Here is a 23,897-nt window from a genome sequence, read left to right as displayed (position 1 = left end):
GATGACAATGAAAAATAAAATAATAGCTTTAATAATCATAACATCTTCCTTGTTTTCAACAAGTTGTGAAGATAACTTTGAACCCAAAATATACGGGAGCCTTTTTACGACTAATTTTCCTCAAACAGAGTCAGATTTTGAGTCTTACATGATGGCTTGTTATATTCCGTTCTCTGTCAATTGGGTATACAACTTCACTGGTGTAAACCAGCATAACTTTTATGTGCCTGAAGGTGGGATCATTCGCGTATTCGATGTTACATCAGACCTTAGTAATGCCTGGGAAATAGGTACGTGGGGTGGTGCTTGGAGCCTTCTTTCACAAGCCAATTATGAAGACTGTGTATATTATGGACGTAGCTCAAATAGTAGTGTTTCTCATTTTGAAAAAGTAAGGGACATTACCCGGTTTACGCAAATTATCGGCGATATCCAGGGAACTGATGTGCTTACTGATGCTAAAAAGAATGCTTTGGTGGGAGAAGCCAGATTATTACGTGGTTTGATGATGTACTACCTCATGCACATTTACGGTCCCGTCCCGGTTATCCTCGATCCAGCTTTGGTTGGAGATATTGAGGCTGAGGAAAGTTTGGAGCGTCCTACCTTGGAGCAAATGACTGAATGGATTACAGATGATTTTGAATTTGCTGCAGCAAATATGCCAAATAATCAACCAGATGGAAGATATACTGCCGATTACGCTCGGTTTTGTCTAATGCGTCACTGTTTGAATGAAGGTTCTTATATGAGCGGATATTATGATAAAACTATTGCGATGTACAATGAACTTAAAACTTCCGGATATGCTTTATTCCGCAATGGGGGAGATGATGCATACGCGAACCAGTTTAAGCAGGGTAACAAGTTTAATGTTGAGGTGATTGCTGCGGTTTCGGTTTCTGATGCCGGCGATGGATCAGCTGCAAATGGAAACTTTAATCCGCTATCATTCTATGTTCTTCCCTGGGATGTATCAAAATACCAGGATGAGGAGAAGACAATACCGTCTCCTTTCTATCCACAAGGTGGCGGATGGGGACAGTGTTTCAATGTGTCTCCAGAGTTTTATGATACATTCGATCCTGAGGACAACCGCGCCAATACCATATTGACCTCGTATGTTCGGAACGATTTTACAGTGGTTACCAGGGACGATATTGGTGACTTATGGTCGGGGTTTATTATTAATAAGTTTCCGGTAGAAGTTGAAAGCTCATTCCAACCGACCGACATTCCGTTAGCTCGTTGGGCCGATGTACTATTGATGTATGCCGAAGCCGTGGCCAGAAAAAATCAGACTGTTCCCGGTGGTGAAGCTCTTCAGGCAGTCAATGATGTTAGAGATCGTGCCGGTTTGTCTCCGCTAGCTGGTGATGCTGTTGCAAGTTACGATGGTTTTCTGGATGCACTTTTGATGGAGCGCGGACATGAATTAATGTTCGAAGGATGTAGAAAAATCGACCTAATCCGTTTCAATAAGTACCGTCAATTAACAGCAGAGCGTAAAGGTTACACGCCAACAAGTCAATACTTTCCAATTCCAGACTATGCGGTAAAACAAGCAGAGTCGTATGGAAAAACACTAACGCAGTGGTACGAACGTCCTGGATTTGATCAGGATAATTAGGCAATTGTGAAATGAAATTAAATGCTTTATACCGGCTTCAAGTCAAGCCGGTATAAAGCATTTTTCTGTACTTTAGGTCGGAGGTTTTTCAGAATTTAGATTCAAATTTAAAAAATTGCTTTAACTTATTTACCCAAAGTAATCTTCAATCAATACATAAACTTATAAATTTCAAGCGATGATTCATTCAAGAATATTCATTGTGTTATTGGCATTTTTTCTATTCACATCGTGCTCCAAGAGTTCTGAGTCGCAGAACAACGATCAAAATACTTTTGCCAAAGGCGCTGACATTAGCTGGCTTCCACAAATGGAAGCCGCAGGTTACAAATTCTACAACGACGCTAGAGAAGAAGAAGACTGTTTCAAAATATTGAAAGATCACGGAATCAACTCCATCCGGCTGAGAACTTTTGTTAATCCATCGGATCATCCGCAAAGCGGTCACTGTAGTAAGGATGAAACCGTGGAAATGGCTGTACGCGCCAAACAATGGGGAATGCGGGTGATGATCGACTTTCATTACAGCGATAGTTGGGCTGATCCGGGTAAACAGCGTAAGCCAGCTGCATGGGAAGGACATGACTTTCCAACCTTGCTCAGCGATTTATACGATTACACTTTTGATGTGATGACAGCGCTTAAAATAGCAGGAATCACTCCGGAATGGGTTCAGATAGGAAACGAAATTCCGGGTGGAATGATTTACCCCGAAGGAAGCACCGATAATTGGGTACAACTCGTACAACTTATCAATAAGGGGTACGACGCTGTAAAAACAGTAAGTCCCAACTCTAAGGTTATCCTTCATGTTGATCAGGGCAATAATCGGGAGCGGTTTCGGTGGTGGTTTGATGCAGCTACCGAACATGGTGCAAAATACGATGTGATTGGTATGTCGTATTATCCTTTCTGGCTGGAAGGTAAGCCCGACTACACGCTTTCAATTGATGACTTGAGTGCTAATTTGAAAGATATGGCGACGCGTTATGGGAAGGAAGTCATGGTGGTAGAAACAGGAGGCGAAGATACCAAAGTTCAAAATACGTATGATATGCTGAAGGAAGTAATCAGAAGAGTGAAAGCTGTGCCTGACGAAAAAGGCTTGGGCGTGTTTTACTGGGAACCTCAAGGTGCCAGGTCCTGGAGTCGATATCCTTTGAGTGCATGGGGCGACGATGGGAGGCCAACGAAGGCATTGGAGGCATTTCTGGAAAATTAGCTATTTTTACGGGCACTCTCAATTATGAATATGAAATATCTCAAATCAAGATGAAGAAACTAACCACTATTTTATTGCTGATCCTTTTTTTTATAGCTGGTATCTTGCCGGTTCAAGCGCAGCACCAATCGATACTACTCGAAAAGAACTGGAAGTTCAGCAAGGGGGATTTCGAGAATGCTGAACAGCTCAATTTTGACGATGCTGACTGGGAAACTGTCACGGTTCCTCATGACTGGGCCATTTATGGGCCATTTGATAAAGACGTGGACAAACAAGTTATTGCCATTAGTCAGAACAATGAAAAGGAGGCCAACGAAAAAACAGGGCGTACCGGAGCGTTGCCTCATATTGGTGATGGTTGGTACCGAACAACTTTTCAGCTTCCTGAACTTGAAGAAGGCAGCCGTGTTTTGGTAGTATTTGAAGGTGCGATGAGTGACCCGGAGGTGTTTGTCAATGGTGAAAAAACAGGTGAGTGGGGCTACGGGTACGCTTATTTTAACCTGGATATTACCGATCAGGTAAGGGCAGGCGGAAATAACCTGTTGGCGGTGCATCTTTCGCCAAAACCCTTGTCATCGCGTTGGTATCCTGGCGCCGGACTGTTTCGAAAAGTACGTATTCTGGTACTACCTGAGAATCATTTCCAATTGTGGGGAACTTTTGTGACCACCCCTTTCGTATCCGATAGTCTGGCAAAAATCAATATCAAAACCAAGGTTGAAGGACAGAACCTTCGGTTGGAAACAGCCATAAAAGATACTGACGGAAACGTGCTGGGAAAAGCTACAGCGACAAAAATTTTCGGCAATGAATTTGAACAAGACATAGCCTTGGAAAACCCCCGGCTCTGGAGTCCGGAATCGCCTACGTTGTATTATGCGGAGTCGAAACTATACGATGAAAATGGCGAGCTTCAGGATGAGCAGACCACCCGTTTCGGCGTTCGCACAATCAGTTACAAGGCCGGAGAAGGATTCAAACTGAACGGAGAAGTACGTAAGTTTAAGGGTGTTTGTCTGCATCACGATCTGGGGCCTTTGGGCGCGGCGGTCAATAAGGCGGCTCTTCGACGCCAGATACAACTGATGAAAGACATGGGTGCCAATGCGATTCGCAGTTCACATAACATGCCGTCAATGGAGCAACTCGAACTTTGCGATGAAATGGGGATGCTGTTTATGGCAGAAAGTTTTGACGAGTGGAAAAAACCGAAAGTAAAAAATGGTTATAATCGTTTTTTCGACGAATACCATGAAAAAGATATTGTGAACCTGGTGCGTGCAACCCGCAATCACCCTTGTATTGTTATGTGGAGCAGTGGGAACGAGGTTCCCGATCAGCATGGCAGTGAAGGTGTAAAGCGCGCAAGAAAGCTACAGGATATTTTCCATCGCGAAGATCCGACACGTCCTGTTACAGTTGGCATGGATCAAGTGAAAGCCGTCATGGCATCCGGGTTCGGAGCCATTGTGGATGTGCCGGGGTTAAACTATCGAACGCATCTTTACGAAGAGGCTTTTGAGCGTTTCCCTCAAGGGATTCTTTTGGGTTCTGAAACAGCATCGACAGTCAGCTCCAGAGGGATCTACAAGTTTCCCGTTGAAAAAGCGGTTGGGAAAAAGTATGATGACGGCCAGTGTTCCTCTTATGATCTGGAATATTGTAATTGGAGTAATCTGCCGGAAGATGATGCTGTGTTGCAGGATGATAAAGATTGGGTGATTGGCGAATTTGTTTGGACCGGGTTCGATTACCTCGGGGAGCCAACTCCATACGATCAATATTGGCCTTCGCGCAGTTCCTATTTTGGTATTTGCGATTTGGCCGGTTTGCCCAAAGATCGCTATTACTGGTACAAAAGCCGCTGGGATACCGATGAGTCGACCTTGCACGTTTTGCCTCACTGGAACTGGAAAGGCAAGGAAGGCAAAACAATCCCGGTGTTTGTATACAGCAGCTATGATAGTGCCGAGCTTTTCGTTAATGGTAAAAGCATGGGTATGCGTACTAAAAACGACAGTTCGAAATTGGAGCGTTACCGTTTGATGTGGGATAACGTGGTTTACGAACCCGGTGAATTGAAAGTAGTTGCTTTTGATGTGAACGGACAACCTACTGAAGAAAAAATAGTTCGCACTTCGGGAATTCCCCATCGCATTGTGTTGGTTTCGGATCGGTCAACAATCCAGGCGGATGGCAAAGATATCAGCTTTGTAACCGTTTCGGTGGTGGATAAAGAAGGTATTCCTTGTCCCACAGCAACAAATCAGTTAAAATTCAAAGTCGATGGTGCTGGGAAATACCGAGCTGCCTGCAATGGCGATGCGACGTCCCTGGAGTTATTCCATCTACCAACCATGAAGTTGTTCAGCGGTAAGTTGGTGGTCTTGGTGCAAAGCACCGAACTGCCCGGGGACATTGAATTAGCCGTTTCGGGAAAGGGATTAAAAGGAGAAAAAATCACGGTCTTGTCCACTGACTAATTAAAAACACTTGGATTCAGGGGAAAGAATTAGGTAGCTGTTCATGGTAGAATGGGCGCAGAGGAGGTATTTGGCTTGTTTTTAGTGTGTCCCAATGCTTCGCTTGCTGACTTTCACAAAGGAAGCAGGACTGGATCCAATGTGTTTGGTGAAAATTCTTGTAAAGTAATAAGGATCATTGTAGCCTAGGCGATAGGCTACTTCCTTTATCTTTAGCGATTGATTAGTTAACAGCCTAATGGCTTCCTGCATTTTTAAATTAATAAAATAGTCTAGTGGGGAAGAGCCAGTTTTGTTTCTAAAAATTTTTGAGAAATGAGATTCAGACAGGCATACCTGTGAGGAGAGGTCACTTATTTTAATACTGCGATTAATGTTTTTCTGCATAAATGATATGGATTGATCGACAGGATCCGTACCTTTTTGACCTTTAACTGCCCGGAAGGTATCTACAAAGAAAAATGATGCGAGCAAATTGTTTAAACACAGATTAGCGTAGATGATGTTATGCGTTGAAAATCCAGATTCGAGTGCGCTCAAAAGTTCATTGAATATGTTGATGCGGTCGTCAATTCGGGATTTGGAGGACTGCTCAATCGGGGTCACTTTGCCAAAGAATTCATTGAAAAGGAAACTCCTCTTACCTCCAAAATGCATCCAGTAAATTGACCAGGGAGCATGCTCTGATGCCCAATATTTATGTGCCTCATGCGCAGGAATGACAAAGTAATGATTGGCTTGAAGTTTATAAACGTTACTCCCAAAGTGTATTGAACCGGCACCATCAATGCAATAGATGAGGATATTCTCATTTATTCCTGTTTTTCTTTTCCGATAATGTGTTCGGGCGTGGGGGTAAAAACCAATGTCACTAATATAAAGGCCACCGATTAACGGATTATTCTTGATCGATTTAAGTTGTTTCCTGGTCACGACAACACTTCGGTCACCAAAAAAACTATCCGTTTTTCCTTCAATCGGCTCTATTGTATCGGTCGTCGCTTTCAAAATTTAAAAGATGTCCTCCTGGCAATCGTTTAGTCTATTTAATGTGTTTTTTGCTCTTTTACCCTTGTGGAAGTCACTTGACATTTCAGACTGTCAATTTCATTTAGAGTTTAAATATCAAGTATTTATCGCTTTTCGATTTGCTCGTGTCGGTTAGGTATTCCTTTGATATGTAAAAATAGATAAATAATCGGATTGTCCAATAAATAGCATGATTGTCTATTTATAGAATCTGACCGCTTGCTTTTCTTTGTAAACTGTGGATGATTAGGAAAATTAGAATCATTAAATTGTGTGAACCTATTTTGATAGAATAACCAGTATAATTCAACAAACCCAAAATGAGCAAATTAAACACGAAATACATCTTTGCGATATCGATGGTATCTGCCTTGGGAGGCTTATTGTTTGGCTACGATTGGGTCGTGATTGGTGGTGCAAAACCTTTCTACGAGAAGTTTTTCGATATCGCACAATCGCCAAATTTACAAGGATGGGCGATGAGCAGTGCCTTGCTCGGATGCCTGTTAGGGGCTATTGCTTCCGGGGTGTTTTCCGATCGCTACGGACGGAAAAAGCTACTGATCTTCTCCGCTTTTCTGTTTACCCTTTCGGCCATTGGAACGGGAGCTTCCAATCTATATTATATCTTCATCATCTACCGCATTTTGGGAGGTATTGGTATTGGATTAGCCTCAAATTTATCGCCCATGTATATTGCGGAAGTGGCACCGGCCGCTGTGCGCGGAAAGTTTGTCTCGCTCAATCAGCTCACCATTGTTGTTGGCATCCTGCTGGCACAACTGGCAAACTGGCAAATCGCTGAGCCTGTTGCTCTGGGAGCAACCGATGGCGAAATTCTGGCCTCGTGGAATGGGCAAATGGCTTGGCGCTGGATGTTTTGGGCTGAAACGATACCGGCCGGTTTATTTTTTATCCTGATGTTCTTTGTCCCTGAAAGTCCACGTTGGTTGGCCAAGAACGGAAAAGAGGCCAAGGTAGAACGCATTCTGTCCCGCATTGGAGGAGCCGACTACGCGCATAAAGAATATGCCAACATCCGGGAAACACTGGACAATGAAACCGGCAAAGTCAATTATCGGCAACTGTTTGAGCCAGGCATCAAAAAGGTGCTGCTCATTGGAATTGTGATTGCCGCATTTCAGCAATGGTGTGGAATCAACGTCATTTTCAACTATGCCGAAGAGGTTTTTGAGGCCGCCGGCTACGGGGTTTCCGATATCCTTTTCAATATTGTGGTTACCGGCAGCGTAAACCTGGTATTTACTTTTGTTGCCATTTACACCGTCGACAAATTAGGACGAAGGGCTTTGATGATCATGGGCGCCGGTGGCTTAGCCGGTATTTACGCCTTAATGGGCGCAGCCTATTATTTCCATATTTCCGGCGGAATTCTTCTTTTTCTGGTTGTTCTGGCTATTGCCTGTTACGCCATGTCGCTTGCCCCGGTTACCTGGGTAGTACTCTCCGAAATTTTCCCCAACCGCATCCGCGGAGCAGCAATGGCTGTTGCAACGGTGTCACTTTGGTTGGCCAGCTTTCTCCTGACTTACACCTTCCCGCTGCTAAACAATGCCTTTGGTGCGTCGGGCACATTCTGGCTTTACGGAATTATCTGTTTGGGTGGGCTGGTTTTCATATTAAAAAAATTGCCTGAAACCAAAGGAAAATCTTTGGAAGAGATTGAACACGAAATTATAAACTAACTAAAATAAGATTCTATGAAAACGATTCAATTTTTCGTATTACTTGTGGCCGTTTGGGCGTGCAGCCCGGAGCAAACACAGAAGATGGACCTGAGTGGAGAATGGCAATTTAAGATCGATTCGCTTGATGTTGGAATCACCGAAGAATGGTATTCCCAAAATCTTACTGAACGGGTTACCCTGCCCGGGTCAATGGTTGAAAATGATAAAGGGTTCGACATTGCCATGGAAACAGAATGGACAGGTGGCGTTCAGAACCCGGAATGGTTCAATGATCCAAATTATGCACCTTATCACGACTCTGAAAATGTCCGATTCCCGTTTTGGCTTCAACCGCTGAAAAAATATACTGGTGCTGCCTGGTATCAGAAAAAAGTGAGCATCCCCGAAGACTGGAAGGGCAAAAATATCTTTCTAAATCTCGAACGTCCACATTGGGAATCGACCGTTTGGATCAATGGTGAAAAGGTGGGGATGCAAAACAGCCTCGCTACTCCACACGAATTTGATGTTACATCTTTTCTGAACACTGGTGAAAACCTGATTTCCATTTGCATCGACAACCGCACTAAAGATCTTGATGTTGGTGAAAACTCGCACAGTATTTCAGACCATACCCAATCGAACTGGAATGGGATTGTTGGAGATATTTCATTACAAAGTGCCGACAAAATCCATTTTAAGGATATCCAGGTTTTTCCAAGGACGGAATCAAATTCGGTTGAAATAAAAGCAGTTGTTAACAATACGTCTTCCGAAAAAATAAATATTAGCGTTGAAGTTGAAGCAAAGCTTAAGAAATCAGATAGCACAGCGGAAAAGCAACAGTTTGATTTTTCAATTCCCACAGGAGAAAGCAGTATTAGTATGGAGTATCTGTTGGACGATGATGTCCTGACCTGGGATGAATTCAACCCAAATGTTTACACACTTTCTGTAGAAATGGCTTACGATGCAGGGAAAGATCAGCAGTCTGTCGATTTCGGATTCCGAGATTTTACGGCCAATACGTCAGGCTTGTCAATCAATGGTCGCCCCATCTTTTTGCGTGGGACATTGGAGTGTGCCATTTTTCCCTTGACCGGTTATCCGCCAACCGATGTCAGTGGATGGGAAAAAGTATTCACAGCAGTTCAAGCGCATGGATTGAACCATGTTCGTTTTCACTCTTGGTGCCCGCCTAAAGCAGCCTTTGTAGCCGCTGATGAAATGGGAGTTTATCTCCAGATCGAATGTTCATCCTGGCCGAATCAAAGTACAAAACTGGGAAGCGGCTTGCCTATCGATCAGTATATTTATGATGAAAGTGAACGCATCGTGAAGTCCTACGGAAATCACCCGTCGTTTGTCATGATGGCATCTGGAAATGAGCCGGGCGGCCCCGGACATGTCGAGTATTTAAAAACATTTCTAAACGATTGGAAAAAAAAGGATGACCGCCGGTTGTACACCTCTGCATCGGGTTGGCCGGTAATTGATGAAAATGAATTTCATGTGACCCATAACAAAGTGCGCATTCAGGGTTGGGGCGAAGAATTAAACAGTATTATCAACAGTCAAGCTCCGCGAAGCGACTATGATTGGTCCGATGGTACTGCCAATCTGCAAAGTCCGGTTGTCAGTCACGAAATTGGGCAGTGGTGTGTTTATCCCAATTTCAAGGAGATCGAGAAATACACGGGTGTATTGAAAGCCAAAAATTTTGAACTATTTGAAGAAAGTCTGAATGCCCACCACATGGGACATTTAGCGGATAGCTTTCTCTTGGCGTCCGGTAAATTGCAGGCGCTTTGTTATAAAGCCGATATTGAAGCGGCTCTGAGAACCCCGAATTTCGGTGGCTTCCAGTTGCTCGATTTGCATGATTTTCCCGGACAGGGAACGGCATTGGTTGGTGTGCTTGATCCTTTTTGGGAAGAGAAGGGATATATCACACCCGAAGAGTATCGCCGTTTTTGCAATTCAACAGTGCCTTTAGCCAGATTGGACAAACGAATTTTCAGGGAAGGCGAAACACTCACCGCGAATATTGAGGTCGCTCATTTCGGAGAATCAGAGTTAAAAGGGGTTAATCCGCAATGGAAAATTTATGAGAATGAAACGGCGATCGCTGAAGGAACACTCGGGCAGCAAGATATTCCATTTGGCAATGCCATTAAACTCGGAAAAGTTGTTCACCAATTTCAAACGGAGGACAAACCACGAAAGCTCACCCTCGAAGTTTCCATCAACGAGTATGAAAATTCCTGGGACGTTTGGGTGTATCCAGCGTCAGAAGTTACAGTTCCTCAAAGCATTCGGGTTGTTGAGACGCTTGACCAGTCGACAATCAAGTTTTTGGAAGATGGAGGAAAAGTACTGCTGAGTCTTGGGAAAGGTAAAGTTGCTCCGGATATGGGAGGCAATGTTGGTGTCGGTTTTTCCAGCATTTTCTGGAATACCGCCTGGACTAACGGACAAAAGCCGCACACACTTGGCATTTTGTGCGATCCTGACCATCCAGCTCTAACTGAATTCCCAACCGAATACCACTCAAACTGGCAGTGGTGGGATGCCATGAGCCATTCCGATGCGATTCAGCTTGATTCATTTACCCCTGAATTAAGGCCTGTCGTCCGAATTATTGATGACTGGGTTTCCAACAGAAGACTAGCGCTCCTGCTCGAAGCAAAAGTTGGGAAGGGCAGCATCTTCATCAGTGGTGTCGATTTGGTCAATAATCTTGATAACCGGATTGAAGCGACTCAGCTTAAAAAAAGTATTCTGAATTATATGGCTGGCGATCATTTTGATCCAACTGTTGGGTTGAGCGTAACGCAGCTGAATTCGATTATAAAATAAATCACTGATGAACAAAATAGTAAAAGCATATCACGAGCCACGTATCATACCAACTTATGGACTTGGGAAGCCCGAAATCAATCCACTCTTCTTCGAGAAAAGAGTGTACCAGGGCTCAAGCGGGAAAGTTTACCCAGTTCCATTTATTGATAAGGTTTTTGATGAAAAGAAAGACCAGTCGTACGATGCGGCAGTCCTTGAAAACAATTTTGTACGTTTGGTGATGCTGCCCGAAATCGGAGGCCGGATTTTTGAAGCACAGGATAAGACCAACAACGGTTATGACTTCTTCTATAAGCAGGAGGTTATCAAACCGGCCTTGGTTGGACTTGCCGGGCCCTGGATCAGCGGAGGCGTTGAATTCAACTGGCCACAGCACCACCGCCCCGGAACGTATTTGCCAACCGATATTTTTATTGAAGAGGAAGCCGACGGCGTAAAAACCGTTTGGATGTCGGAATATGACCCGATGAACCGGATGAAAGGGATGCACGGAATCCGGCTTCGGCCGGACAGTTCATTGATTGAACTCCGTGGGCGACTGTTCAACCGCACCCCCTTAACGCAAACCTTTTTGTGGTGGGCCAATGTTGCGGTAAGCGTACACGAGGATTATCAGAGCTTCTTTCCGCCCGATGTGCATTATGTGGCCGACCATGCAGTACGTGCCATGAGTAGCTTTCCTTTTGCCGAAAACGACTACTATGACGTTCCCTATCATCAACGCCCGGGGAAAAATGATTTGCGCTATTACCAGAATATTCCGGTTCCTACCAGCTACATGGTTTGCGAAACGAAGTATGATTTCTTTGGAGGGTATGACTTTAAAACAGAAGGAGGTTTTATTCATGTGGCCAACAGGCACATTGCGCCGGGCAAAAAGCAATGGACCTGGGGAAATGAGAAATTTGGCAAAGCATGGGATCGCGAACTGACCGATGAAGGAGGTCCGTATTTCGAATTGATGGCTGGCGTTTATACCGATAACCAGCCTGATTTTACCTATCTGTTACCTTACGAAACCAAAACATTTTCACAATTCTGGTGGAGTTATAAAAAAGTTGGTCCGGTGCAAAATGCCAACAACGATTTGGCCATCCGACTGGTTATTCTACAAGGCAACAAACTGGATCTTGGGGTAGCAAGCAGCCGGAAGTTTGACAACTTGCAGTTTATTCTGAAAATTGGCGACCGGCAACAGGTTTTTAAAAACCTTTCAGTCTCACCTGAAAATCCATGGATTGAAAAAATGATTGGGATTGAAGCAGGACGGGAAAACACCGTTTCGCTCGTCATTTTAAATGATCAAGGGAAGGAATTGCTAGCCTACCAACATCGCGAAACAAACAAGCGGCGCAACCGGAAGCTGGCTAAAGAGCCTGCCCAGCCTGCCGATGTGAAGAGTAGCTGCGAACTGGAGCTGATCGGTGAACATCTCGAACTTTACCGGCATCCCACACGCTATCCCGAACCTTATTGGGTGGAAGCTATCAAGCGTGACCCGGCAAATTATAAAGCCTATACTTCTCTGGGCCGTTCGGAACTTAAAAAAGGAAAATTCAACAAAGCCGAAGCACACTTTCGAACAGCCATTGAAATCCAAACCAGCCACCATCCTAACGCGGCATCGGGCGAAGCCTATTATTTTGCGGGATTGGCTGCAGTGTATCAAGATAAAAATGAAGAAGCCTATGCTTTGTTTTACAAATCAACATGGAATTACGAATGGCGATCTGCGGCCTACTATCGTCTGGCACTAATCGATTGCCTCCGGGCGGATTATGAGCTGGCACTGGAACATCTGGAAGCCTCGCTGGATACAAACAGGCAGAACAACAAAGCTTTTGTACTAAAAGCAGTTATAAACAAACGCTTGGGCAACGATAAGCTAGCCGGAGAAACACTTACCTCACTCCTGAAAACTGATCCGCTTGATCAATGGGCAAAACATGTTCAGGCAACTTTATCAGGAAATGATGATGAGTTCTTAAAATCATCCAGGAATGATGGACAAACCATCGTTGATCTGGCGTTCGACTATTGTGAAGCCGGTTTTTACGAGGAGGCCATTCAGCTCATTCAACTGCACCATGCACATGAGCCTGCCGATTGTGCTGTGCCAAATCCGCTGAAACAAACGGTAATGACCCGATTTATTTTGGCCTGGCTTTTTGAGAAGATGAACAAGAAAGCGGAATCGGAATCCGTATTAAAAGAACTCTCAACTTCTTCGTACGACTATTTTTTCCCTTCACGAATTCAGGAGCAATTGGTGCTGGAATGGGCCATCCAGCAAAGCGAAGCCGTTTCGCTGGCAGCTTATGGGCTTGGAAATTACTACTTCAATCTGAAACGCCACGAAGATGCCATCCGTAGCTGGGAAAAAGCAGCCAGCGCTGGTTGCCGCTATGGCACATTGTACCGAAACCTGGGAATCGCGTATTGGAACACCAATGGCGAAGGAGAAAAGGCCAGAGAGGCTTTCGAAAAAGCGGTGCAGCTATCGCCCGAAGATATGCGCATCCAATACGAGTTCGACCAACTGCGGAAAAAGTTGAATGATCATCCGGCTGACCGTTTAGCGGATATTGAAGCCCTAAAGGAGAAAATATTAGCACGCGACGATTTCACGGTCGAACTGGCCGCCCTGTATAATTTTACCGGACAACATGAGAAAGCGCTTGAATTGCTTCAGAATAAAAGCTTCCACCCTTGGGAAGGAGGCGAAGGGCAAGTGTTGCGTCAATACACCTATTCGTGCTTGCAGCTTGGACAAAAGGCTTTACAGCACAATGATCCGCAGAAGGCACTGGCCTTTTTTGAAAAATCGCTGGATACGCCCGACAACTTGGGCGAAAAGTATCATCCGTTGCAGGCAGTAGCGCACATCAATTACTGGAGAGGAATGGCCTGTAAAGCACTGGGACAGCAGGAAAAAGCAAACGACTATTTCCTGCAAAGCACCCATGAAGAAGGCGATTTTGTTGATATGGCGGTAAGCGCGTATTCCGAATTGTCGTACTATAAAGCCATGTCGTTGATGGAATTGGGGCAATCGGACGAGGCTTTTGGCTTGTTGAAGAAGATTCGTCAGTTTGGTGAAGAGAAGCTAAGCCAAGAAGCCCGGATCGATTATTTTGCGACCTCGCTCCCCTTGTTGCTGGTATTCGAAGATGACATGCAGAAAAGGAATGAGCTGGAAGCCAAATACTTAATTGGATTGGCTGAATTGGGGCTTGGAAATAAAGAGAAAGCATCCAGGTTGTTTAAACAAGTGATTCAAGTCAATGCCATGCATGTTGGGGCTCATGATCAGTTATCTTGCCTGCCCGAATTTTGAAAACTGATTTAGAAGATAAAAGCTTGAAACAGAAAACGTAATTATTTATAAAAAGTAGCGATGAAGAAGACAATCATTGTATTTGTAGTGGTGTTAACTACGTTGGCGCTGCAAGCGCAAACAACCTACCAAATCAATATAGATCAACCTGAAAAGAACATCTTACGGGACCATCTTGATCTGGGAGGTGAAAATCCTGACGGTGAAAAAATTACCGTAAACAGCTATTACATTGAAAAAAACGGTCAGCCTTTTTTCCCTGTAATTGGTGAGTTCCATTATTCGCGCTTCCCGAAGAATTATTGGGAGCAAGAGATTCTTAAGATGAAAGCCGGAGGGATTAATGTCATTGCCACCTATGTTTTCTGGAATATACATGAACGAACTGAGGGGCAATTTGGCTGGACGGAGAACCTGAACTTGCGGGAATTTTTGCATCTGGTTGAAAAGCACGATTTATATGCCATTGTGAGACTTGGGCCTTTTTGTCACGGCGAAATGCGGAACGGTGGCCTTCCGGATTGGTTGTATGGTCGCCCATTTGAAGTTCGTAGCAACGATCCCGGCTACCTCGAATATGTTGATCGTTTGTATGGGCAAATTGCTGCACAGATCAAAGGGTTGCTATACAAGGACGGGGGACCTGTAGTGGGTGTTCAATTGGAAAACGAATACCAGCATTCCGCCGCTCCCTGGGAGTTCACTTACCCGGGCAGCAAAGTGGAATATACCGTTGCCGACCGGGACGCAGCATTGACACACGAGCAAATTACAGTTACCGATGGAAAAAATCCATGGTCGGAATACGGAAAGAAACACATGGCCAATCTGAAAGCGATTGCAAAAAAACACGGGATCGATGTTCCGTTGTATACAGCCACCGGATGGGGCAACGCCACCATTGTCGAGAAAGGAAGTTTGCCGGTAACTGCTGGCTATGCCTACCCGTTTTGGGCAGCGCCAAGTCCGTCGCCTTTCTATCTTTTCAAGGACATTCATAAGTATCCCGATTACAGCCCTGTGAGCTACGACACCGATTTGTACCCTTCAATTCCCGGTGAAATAGGACCGGGAATACAAGCCAAGTTTTCCCGTCGGCCTATTGTGCCTTATGAAAGTGTGCATCCGTTGATGGTTCGCATTATTGGCAGTGGCTCCAACGGAATTGGCTACTACATGTATCACGGAGGCTCGACTCCCCAGTTTGGTGGCAAGTTTTACAACGAAGAAGTCAATGGCATTCCCCGCATAAATTACGATTTTCAAGCTCCAATTGGCCAGTATGGGCAAGTTCGCTATCATTACAAGCATCTAAGAACACTTCATCTATTTCTCGATGCGTATAGCGACAGACTGGCTCCGATGAAGACCGTTTTGCCTGAGACCAATAGGGACATTGCGCCTGAAAATACCGATATCCTAAGATATGCCGTACGCTCGTATGGTGATTCCGGCTTCCTGTTTGTCATTAATTTTCAGGATCATGTTGAAGTCAAGGACATAAAGGATGTTACTATCGAAGTTGAAACCGGCAGTGAAACTATTTCCTTTCCCTCCAATGGAACATTCGACATTCCCAAAGCGACCAGTGCCATTTTACCCTTTAATCTGAAGCTTGAGCGTACGACAGTAAAATCGGCTACCGTTCAACCATTAACCATTCTTCATCGAGAAAATCATAATTATTACGTTTTCAGTTCCGTTACTGGGATTGAGCCCGAGATAAACTTTCCCAAATCGACCAGTATCTCCAAATCGGAAAATGCGAGAACAGTTAATACTGAAGGTCTAACAAGCGTTAAAGCTAAGACTGACATGCCGTTTTCATTTGTTGCCAACGGAGTTCATTTTCTAATTATTCCGCAGCGTATGGCTATAAATGCAGTAAAAATCAATGAAGCATTGTACGTTTCTGATGCAATAATAATGGAGGATATCGATCATATTCAGTTGATAAGCAGGAAAGCAGAAAACTTGCTGTATGTCTTTCCCGACGAAGCAACTATTACAAATGCTTCAGGAGCGAATGTAAAAAAGGAAAAACCGACTTATAAAAATTTCGATGCGTATTCTGTAACTTTTGAAGAGAAAAAGCCAGAGGTAAGTATCGAAAAGGTTAGTTCAAGTAAATACACCCTCCAATTAAATTCCGACATCTCAGACTTAAACGATGTGTTTGTGGAAGCTGACTACGTTGGAGACCGGGGGCTGGCTCTTATTGACGGGAAATTGGTCACCGATCATTTTTACCAGGAAAAGAAATGGGAAATTGGATTAAAAAAAATCGATGCCGAATTGGAAAACAATAAAATGGTCTTTGTTTTTCATCCTATGTATTCTGACTATCCGTACCTGAAAGATTTGAACCACGTACCTGAATTCAAAAATGGGAAGTTTATGGAAATAAAGGGCTTTGAAATAATTCCAGAGTACAAAGCAATTCTTCATTCATCGTTTTGAAAGACCAATTTTAAAGCATGGTAGTCTTGGTACTACAATTAGGCTTGAACGATTGAAGAAACGGGGTTACATTCCTTTACTGGAACTTCACAATCAGCTTAAACCAAACACGGTTTTGTTTCCTATGACTTAACGAACCGCCCGGTATGTGCCCGAAATCTGAATGTCCTGTGGACATTTTGATCGAAGGGCAGGAGCGTAGCTCGCATACGCTGGGTGGCGGGAGGGGTTCTCCGCTAGGCTTTTAGCCTAGCGGAGAACCCACTCGATTAGTGCTAGTAGTTGTCATTTTTATCTGTTTGTCAATATTTTAAACAAAGACTCATTGATGTAATAATTCCCTGTGCCAATCTTACTCTTTCTTAAAAGTCCGTCGTCTGCCAATTTATTTAAATAATTCGCTGCCGTAATCCTTGAAACATTCAAGTCATTTACTACAAATTCAATTTTTGTATAAGGATGTTTGAAAAGGTTATTTAATAAATCCTGACTATAAAATTTATAATTATCTCGAAGTTTGTGTTTAAACTCCTGCATTAATTTTTTTATCTCATTAATTAAATCAATCGTTTCTCTTGACGTTTTTTCAATACCGGTTATCATGAAAAGTAACCACTCTTCCCAATTTTCATTGTCTCTAAGTTGTTGCAAAAGCCTATAATAGTCCGCTTTATGTTTGATCATATAATTACTCAAATAAAGAATCGGCAAAGTTTGTAATTCTTCAAGAATCAAGTACAAAATGTTTATAATCCTGCCAGTTCTTCCATTTCCATCATAAAATGGGTGAATGCTTTCAAATTGGTAATGAATTATAGCCAATTTTATTAATGGGTCGTAGTCTGAGACTGTCGGGTCGTTAATAAACCTCTCAAGGTTTGACATTAAACGATTTATGTCATTAATGTCTTGTGGTGGAGTATAAACTGTTTCTCCTGTCGCTGCATTTTTAAGAGCCGTTCCAGAAAGTTTTCTAAACCCAGCATTATTTTTCTCTAGTTCACTTTGAATATCAATGATGATTGAATTTGTAATCAATCCTTTGTTTTTAACTAACTCAAATCCTTTTTTTAGTGCCGAGATATAGTTTTGAACCTCCTTAGCTTGTAATGAATTAAAAGAGTCAAGATTCAATTCTGATTTATATAGGTCGTCATGTGTCGTGATTATATTTTCAATTGCAGAGCTGTCCTTTGCTTCTTGGAGTCCTAATGTGTTGATTAAAATAATTTGATTAGGAATTGTTGAAGCAATACCTTTTAACTCAGCCAATGCAGCATGAGCTTTGGGTAGAGCTTTTAACACCGCTTTTGTTTCCACATCAACAGTTAAAGGAAGTTCTTTCAAGACAAAATCTTTATTTTCGGACATGATGTAAAGGGTTTTACAATTTCTTTACTAATGTAATCCTTTTTGTAAAGAAAATCGATTTTTCTTTACAGTGAATGATTGGTGTGTTAAAATAATTCGCTTTTTTATACATACGGAGACCAAAATTTCTATTAGCGCTAACGATTGAGCAAGTGCTCAAAGGTGTTGTTATTTTTACTATATCGAATTTAAAAGTGCACAATGCCTACCATATTAGCAAGTATTGTGCACTCTATTATGTTTTATATCATCCCATAAGTTTTCCAGAGGGTTAATAATTTTTTCTAACCCCCGTGAAAAAATATGCGTACAGATCTCCGCCGTTTTGCTCGATTCATGCCCAAGTATCGTTTTGAATATAATGCCAATCAAGCTCTTGTTCCGGTATAAATGAGTTGTTAGCCTATGTGTGATTGTGCTCTGAAAATCCATCCCGTATTGTTATACAGCGGTACAAAATAGCTAACTTTACAGAATAATTAATTTTGATAGCGATAATTTAGTTTCATTCAAAATAAGGTCTATTTAACACCCCAGGGGGGTACTTCCGAAGTACCCCCCCCACTTCAAAACCGACTCGAGTCGGTAAAAAGCTAACTCAAGTCGGTAAAATGGTAACTGCAGTCGGGTAAACAGTAACTCGAGTCGGTAAAATGGTGACTGTAGTTGGGTAAATGATAACTCGAGTCGGTAAAATGGTGACTTCGCCCGGGTAGTGGGTGGGCGAAGTCACCAACATGCAACCCGGAGTCAGGGAAATGGTGACTCGAGTCACCGTTAAACAAACTCGTGTCATGTTTCCCTAAACTGCAGTTCAATGCGGGTAGACTGGTCGCTGAATAAGTCTGGAAGAGTGTCGTTAAGAGTATAAAAATTGGCAAAAAAAAATCCGACTAAATTTCATTAGCCGGATTTGATGTGAGATGTATTTTATCAAATATTGATTTGCTCTAGTTTTTGCTTGAAGATATCCAGTTCAGTAAAAACATCCTTCTTCATTTCCTGCAACTTATGTTCGTATTTTTTAAAGAAGTCTTGGTAATAGTCAATACCATCCTGTAGGTTTTTCTTGAACTTCTTAAAATACCCCAATTGCTTTTTATCGTCTTCGGCTTGTGCTTCTTTCAGATTTTTTTCCAGATAATCAACATACATGTTGAGTTCTTTCAAAAACAAGTTCGGACGTTTGACATCTTTTAAGAGGTTGATTCTACCATAAATGTGATCAACCATTTTTTGCAGCGAAACTACTTCTTTGAAATAGGCAATGTTTGGCCCGGGGCAAATACTAACACCCTCTCTTTTGCTGTTCATTGTCAGTCCGTTTGCCAAATAGGTTGAATTGGTCAATCCTTCACACAAACATTCCTTTTCGGTTAGCTTACTCTTCTTCCATTGCTTTTCCGAATCAGTAAGTTCAGATTCATCCACTTCTTTGAGTTTCTTTTTCAGATATTGTTTCGAAGCCGTGCAGATGGGCTCTTCGGTATATTCCGTATTGAAAACCAGATAGCGCAGGGTGCATGGAAAGCCCGGTTTGTCAGCTTTCAGGTAGTTCTGAATTTCATTTTGCTGGCTGGTTCCTCTAACATTATTAAAATGAACACCAAGCGGAGAAGCATCGCTCAAATACACATCTTCTTCACCGGCATTTTTTAGCAGGTCCAGACTTTGCTTGTCAATATTACACGCTTCGGGAACCAGCATAAATGGGCTACCCCAGCCAATATTATCCAATTCGTATTCGTCTAGTAATAGCTGATGCTCTTCATTGGTTCCAACACCCCCCTGAGCAGTAATTTTCATCTCGGGAGCTTTTTCAAGCTCTGCTAAACCTTTGTCTTGAAGTCCTTTCTGGTAAACGTCAAAGGTAGACTCTAATAGCTCCTGGCGTTTTTCTTTAAACTCCTGGAGAATAGGACCTAATAAATAGCCCTGGGTGGCAAACGCATGTCCACCACAATTCAATCCTGACTCAACGCGGAACTCTGAAATCCAGATGCCTTTCTTTGCCAAAAAGCGTCCCTGAACCATGGCCGAACGGAAATCGCTTACCTTGAGGATAATCTTTTTCTTCAGTTGCCCGTTTTCGTCCGGGTAGAAATCTGAAAAGTTTTCGAGGTAGCTGTAAAGTCTTGGGTTCATACCCGCTGAAAGTACCAGAGACGAATTCAAATCGCTATTGGCAAAACCTCTCAATGCAGCATGCGCATCATTATATTCGGCCGGCAGTTTTTCGCGATCCTTAAAATTAGCTTTATCCAGTTTGGTCATGATGTTTACATCAATACTTCCGGGTGTCAGATGGTTGCGAATCCAGTTTTTTGCGTCCTGAACGTTTTTATTTTCAGAAAGCTGATTGAACTTTTCACGAATCTGGGTTGAATTAGGGAGTAGTTCCATGAACTTATCTAAATCACCTCCTTTTTTATGAAAATTGTTGACCAGCTCATCGTATTTATAGTTGACTAATTTGTCAACCAAATTGAGATAGGCCGTAATGCGTTTTGCTCTAAAGTCTTCTACTTTGTTGCTGATGTTTTGGTAGGGGAGGTCAAATTTTTCGCAATAGAATTCACGCATCTTCTCCATCAAAACGTCATCCACCAGCGAAAGAACTGACGATATTCCTAAATGTGCTACCCGTACAGGCGTGTCTAAAGTATATCCCAGTCCCATGACCGGAATGTTAAACGTATGCGAATAAAAGCTCATATATTTTTTTGATTTTACAGTAGAACGCAGCGACTAGTTATTCTTCCCAATTACTTATAACAAAATCCCGTTATCTACTCAGTTTAACCTGCGCAAAGATACCGATTTTTATTTCGTTTGAAAGAATATCGTTCAAAGCAACTTTGAAATAATTTATAATTTTTCAGACAAGGCCTTGCCGGTGTGTGAATCAGTCGCTTTCACCAGGTTTTCGGGTGTGCCTTCGAACAAAATATGTCCTCCGTTTTTACCACCTTCAGGGCCTAAATCGATGATCCAGTCGGCGGACTTGATAATTTCCAGATTGTGTTCTATGATAATTAAACTATGTCCTCTTGAAATAAGTGCGTTAAATGAATCCAGCAATTTTTTGATGTCGTGAAAATGCAGTCCGGTGGTTGGCTCATCAAAAATGAATAAGGAGGGCGAATCTTTTTCTTTGGAAAGAAAAGCAGCCAGTTTTACCCGCTGGCTTTCACCGCCTGATAAGGTCGATGAGCTTTGTCCCAGTTTCACGTATCCCAAACCAACATCCTGCAAGGGTTGAAGCTTTTTCGCAATCTTTTTCTCTGTCGTTCCTTTACTACTCCCAAAGAATTCGATCGATTCGTTAATGGTCATTTCCAAAATGTCGTGGATGCTTTTCCCATTAAACCGCACTTCCAGAATTTCATCCTTAAATCGTTTTCCTTTACAGCTTTCGCATAGGAGGTGGATGTCGGCCATAAATTGCATTTCAACTTTTATTTCACCTTCTCCCTGGCATTCCTCACAGCGTCCTCCATCAACATTAAACGAAAAGTGCGAGGGCTTAAATCCCTGGTACTTGGCTGCTTGCTGTTCGGCATAAAGCTTGCGGATTTCGTCGTAGGCTTTCAGGTAAGTCACCGGGTTCGAACGCGACGATTTCCCAATCGGGTTTTGATCAACGAATTCCACGGAAGTCAGTCGTTTGAAGTCGCCGGAGACCGTATCGTGTTGCCCGGTTTTTTCGCCGTATCCGCCAAATCGTTTTGCGATAGCCGGATATAAAATTCGGCTTACCAGGGTTGATTTTCCCGATCCGCTAACTCCGGTCACAACCGTCATGGTATTCAGTGGGAATTTAACGGAGACATTTTTAAGGTTATTTTCGCGAGCGCCTTTTATTTCGATAAAGTTATTCCACTTTCTTCGTGTTTTTGGAATCTCAATTTCTTTTGTGCCATTCAGGTAATCTGCTGTTAAGCTATTTTTTGCGGTCAGTAATTTCTCATGATCGCCCTGAAAGATTAGTTCACCGCCATGAACACCGGCTTCAGGGCCAATGTCGATAACTTCGTCAGCTGCCCGAATGATTTCTTCATCATGCTCCACAACCAACACGGTGTTTCCGATTCGTTGCAGTTTTCGTAACACTTTGATGAGCCGTTCGGTATCTTTCGGATGCAAGCCGATGCTGGGCTCATCTAAAATGTAAAGCGATCCAACTAAGCTTGAACCGAGCGACGTTGCCAGGTTAATACGCTGCGATTCTCCTCCTGAGAGCGAGGAAGACAAGCGATTTGTTGTTAGGTAACCTAATCCGACATCGTCCAAAAACTCCAATCGGTTTTTAATTTCAATCAGTATGCGTTTGGCTAATTGTTGCTCGTGCTCTGAAAACTGAATGTCGTTAAAAAAATCTCTTAACTCGGTTACCGGTAACAACACCAAATCTTGTATCGACTGCCCGTCGACTTTTACATAGCCGGCTTCTTTTTTTAGTCGGGTTCCTCTACATTCGTGGCAGGTTGTTTTGCCTCGATAGCGTGAAAGCATTACCCGATATTGAATTTTATAACTTTTCGACTCCAGCATTTTAAAGAAGGCCGTGAGCCCCTCAAAATACGAATTGCCATCCCATAATAGTTGGCGTTGCTCCTCTGTCAGTTCATAATATGGACGGTGTATTGGGAAGCTAAAATCAGAAGCGTGCCGGATGAGTTCGTTTTTCCATTTTTGCATGCTTTCGCCTTTCCAGCAAGCCACGGCATCCTGATAAACAGATAATGACTTGTCGGGAACCACCAGGTCTTCATCAATGCCAATTACTTTTCCGTAGCCCTCACAAGTGGGGCAGGCACCAACCGGATTGTTAAAGCTGAATAAATGTTCACTGGGTTCTTCAAACTCAATACCATCGGCCTCAAATAAATTTGAGAATGTTTTCTCAATAACCTCTTCACCCTTATATATTTTTACCAGGCATGAGCCATGACCTTCAAAAAAGGCAGTTTCAGTGGAATCAGCCATTCTACTGATGTTATCTTCTTCATCGCTTGCCTGCACTCTATCAATGACGATATTGCATTGCTCGGAGTAAAAATCAGCGTCTTTGTTTTCTAATAATTGATCAATGCGTTTGATTCCCCCGGGAGTTTCTATTCTCGAAAATCCTTGTTGCATCAATAGTTCAGCTTCTTCCAAAACTGAACGTCCATTCTTAGGAACCAAAGGAGAACAGATCAACGCACGGGTGCCTTCAGCAAAAGAGCTGATGTAATTAACCACATCACTCACACGATGCCGTTTTACTTCTTGCCCCGATATTGGCGAAATAGTTTTTCCTGTTCGTGCGAAAAGCAATTTCAGGTAATCATATATTTCGGTTGAAGTACCGACCGTAGATCGTGGATTGCGCGTATTTACTTTTTGCTCGATAGCGATCGCCGGAGGGATGCCTTTTATGAAATCAACTTCGGGTTTGTTTATTCTTCCTAAAAACTGACGGGCATAGGATGATAAACTTTCAACATACCGTCTCTGGCCTTCTGCATATAAGGTATCGAAGGCAAGTGATGATTTTCCTGAACCCGAAAGTCCGGTAATAACCATAAGTTTATTACGGGGAATTTTTAGTTCAATGTTTTGTAAATTGTGTACTCGTGCACCCTTTATATGGATCTCTGAAGCTGCTAATTTATTGTTTGTCATGGAAGCTGTGTCAATTTTAGGCGAGATAAATTTGTTTTTTATTCAAAAAACTTACATTTTTACCCCGTGCAAAAATAACAAATTGTTTTATTCATACTAAAAATCTGATTGCCTATAGAAGAACTTTACTTTCGACATT

At 42.9% G+C, this 23,897-nt stretch carries 11 protein-coding genes; 7 read left to right on the top strand and 4 right to left on the bottom strand.

Translation table 11 applies throughout. The features are described 5' to 3' along the window. Nucleotides 1–7 precede the first annotated feature (7 nt). The 3 genes from ACTB00_RS13645 to ACTB00_RS13635 all read left to right on the top strand — a co-directional run bounded on the left by ACTB00_RS13645 (nt 8) and on the right by ACTB00_RS13635 (nt 5,341). On the top strand, nt 8–1,630 hold the full coding sequence (locus ACTB00_RS13645) for a RagB/SusD family nutrient uptake outer membrane protein (RefSeq protein WP_463300477.1): 1,623 nt from the start codon (nt 8–10) through the stop codon (nt 1,628–1,630). 178 nt (nt 1,631–1,808) lie between these two features. After that, nucleotides 1,809–2,852, top strand: coding sequence for a glycoside hydrolase family 53 protein (locus tag ACTB00_RS13640; RefSeq protein WP_463300476.1), 1,044 nt, complete (start codon nt 1,809–1,811; stop codon nt 2,850–2,852). Continuing rightward, on the top strand, nt 2,798–5,341 hold the full coding sequence (locus tag ACTB00_RS13635; RefSeq protein WP_463300475.1) for a glycoside hydrolase family 2 TIM barrel-domain containing protein: 2,544 nt from the start codon (nt 2,798–2,800) through the stop codon (nt 5,339–5,341). Before ACTB00_RS13640 ends, ACTB00_RS13635 begins: the two co-directional genes overlap by 55 nt. 81 nt (nt 5,342–5,422) lie before the next feature. Here ACTB00_RS13635 and ACTB00_RS13630 read toward each other — a convergent pair whose 3' ends face one another. After that, complete coding sequence (locus ACTB00_RS13630; protein ID WP_463300474.1) at nt 5,423–6,349, bottom strand: helix-turn-helix domain-containing protein; 927 nt, start codon at nt 6,347–6,349, stop codon at nt 5,423–5,425. Between the two features lie 341 nt (nt 6,350–6,690). Here ACTB00_RS13630 and ACTB00_RS13625 point away from each other — a divergent pair, with 341 nt between their 5' ends. Genes ACTB00_RS13625 through ACTB00_RS13610 form a run of 4 tightly spaced genes read left to right on the top strand, consistent with a single transcriptional unit; the run spans nt 6,691 to nt 16,717 of the window. Beyond that, nucleotides 6,691–8,076 carry a sugar porter family MFS transporter gene (locus ACTB00_RS13625; RefSeq protein WP_463300473.1) on the top strand — a complete coding sequence of 462 codons (1,386 nt, stop codon included), beginning with the start codon at nt 6,691–6,693 and terminating at the stop codon, nt 8,074–8,076. 15 nt (nt 8,077–8,091) lie between these two features. Continuing rightward, entirely contained in the window at nt 8,092–10,917 is a 2,826-nt protein-coding gene (locus ACTB00_RS13620) for a sugar-binding domain-containing protein (RefSeq protein WP_463300472.1), read from the top strand. A gap of 7 nt (nt 10,918–10,924) precedes the next feature. Next, the gene (locus ACTB00_RS13615; protein WP_463300471.1) at nt 10,925–14,257 is read left to right on the top strand and encodes a DUF5107 domain-containing protein; all 3,333 of its coding nucleotides are present in this window, start codon (nt 10,925–10,927) and stop codon (nt 14,255–14,257) included. A gap of 60 nt (nt 14,258–14,317) precedes the next feature. Then, nucleotides 14,318–16,717: a beta-galactosidase gene (locus ACTB00_RS13610; protein ID WP_463300470.1), complete on the top strand. Its 2,400-nt coding sequence runs from the start codon at nt 14,318–14,320 to the stop codon at nt 16,715–16,717. 291 nt (nt 16,718–17,008) lie between these two features. On the opposite strand, the gene ACTB00_RS13605 is transcribed toward ACTB00_RS13610, so the two are convergent. From ACTB00_RS13605 to uvrA, 3 genes are all read right to left on the bottom strand, one after another. Further along, nucleotides 17,009–18,088, bottom strand: coding sequence for a Fic family protein (locus ACTB00_RS13605; protein WP_463300469.1), 1,080 nt, complete (start codon nt 18,086–18,088; stop codon nt 17,009–17,011). Between the two features lie 933 nt (nt 18,089–19,021). Beyond that, nucleotides 19,022–20,803, bottom strand: coding sequence for a hypothetical protein (locus tag ACTB00_RS13600; RefSeq protein ID WP_463300468.1), 1,782 nt, complete (start codon nt 20,801–20,803; stop codon nt 19,022–19,024). Between the two features lie 153 nt (nt 20,804–20,956). Further along, nucleotides 20,957–23,758 carry an excinuclease ABC subunit UvrA gene (gene uvrA / locus ACTB00_RS13595; RefSeq protein ID WP_463300467.1) on the bottom strand — a complete coding sequence of 934 codons (2,802 nt, stop codon included), beginning with the start codon at nt 23,756–23,758 and terminating at the stop codon, nt 20,957–20,959. Nucleotides 23,759–23,897: the final 139 nt, after the last annotated feature.

The sequence above is a fragment of the Sunxiuqinia sp. genome (assembly GCF_055140945.1).
The sequence above is the reverse complement of the archived record's forward strand: the minus strand, read 5'-3'. Positions and strand labels throughout refer to the sequence as shown.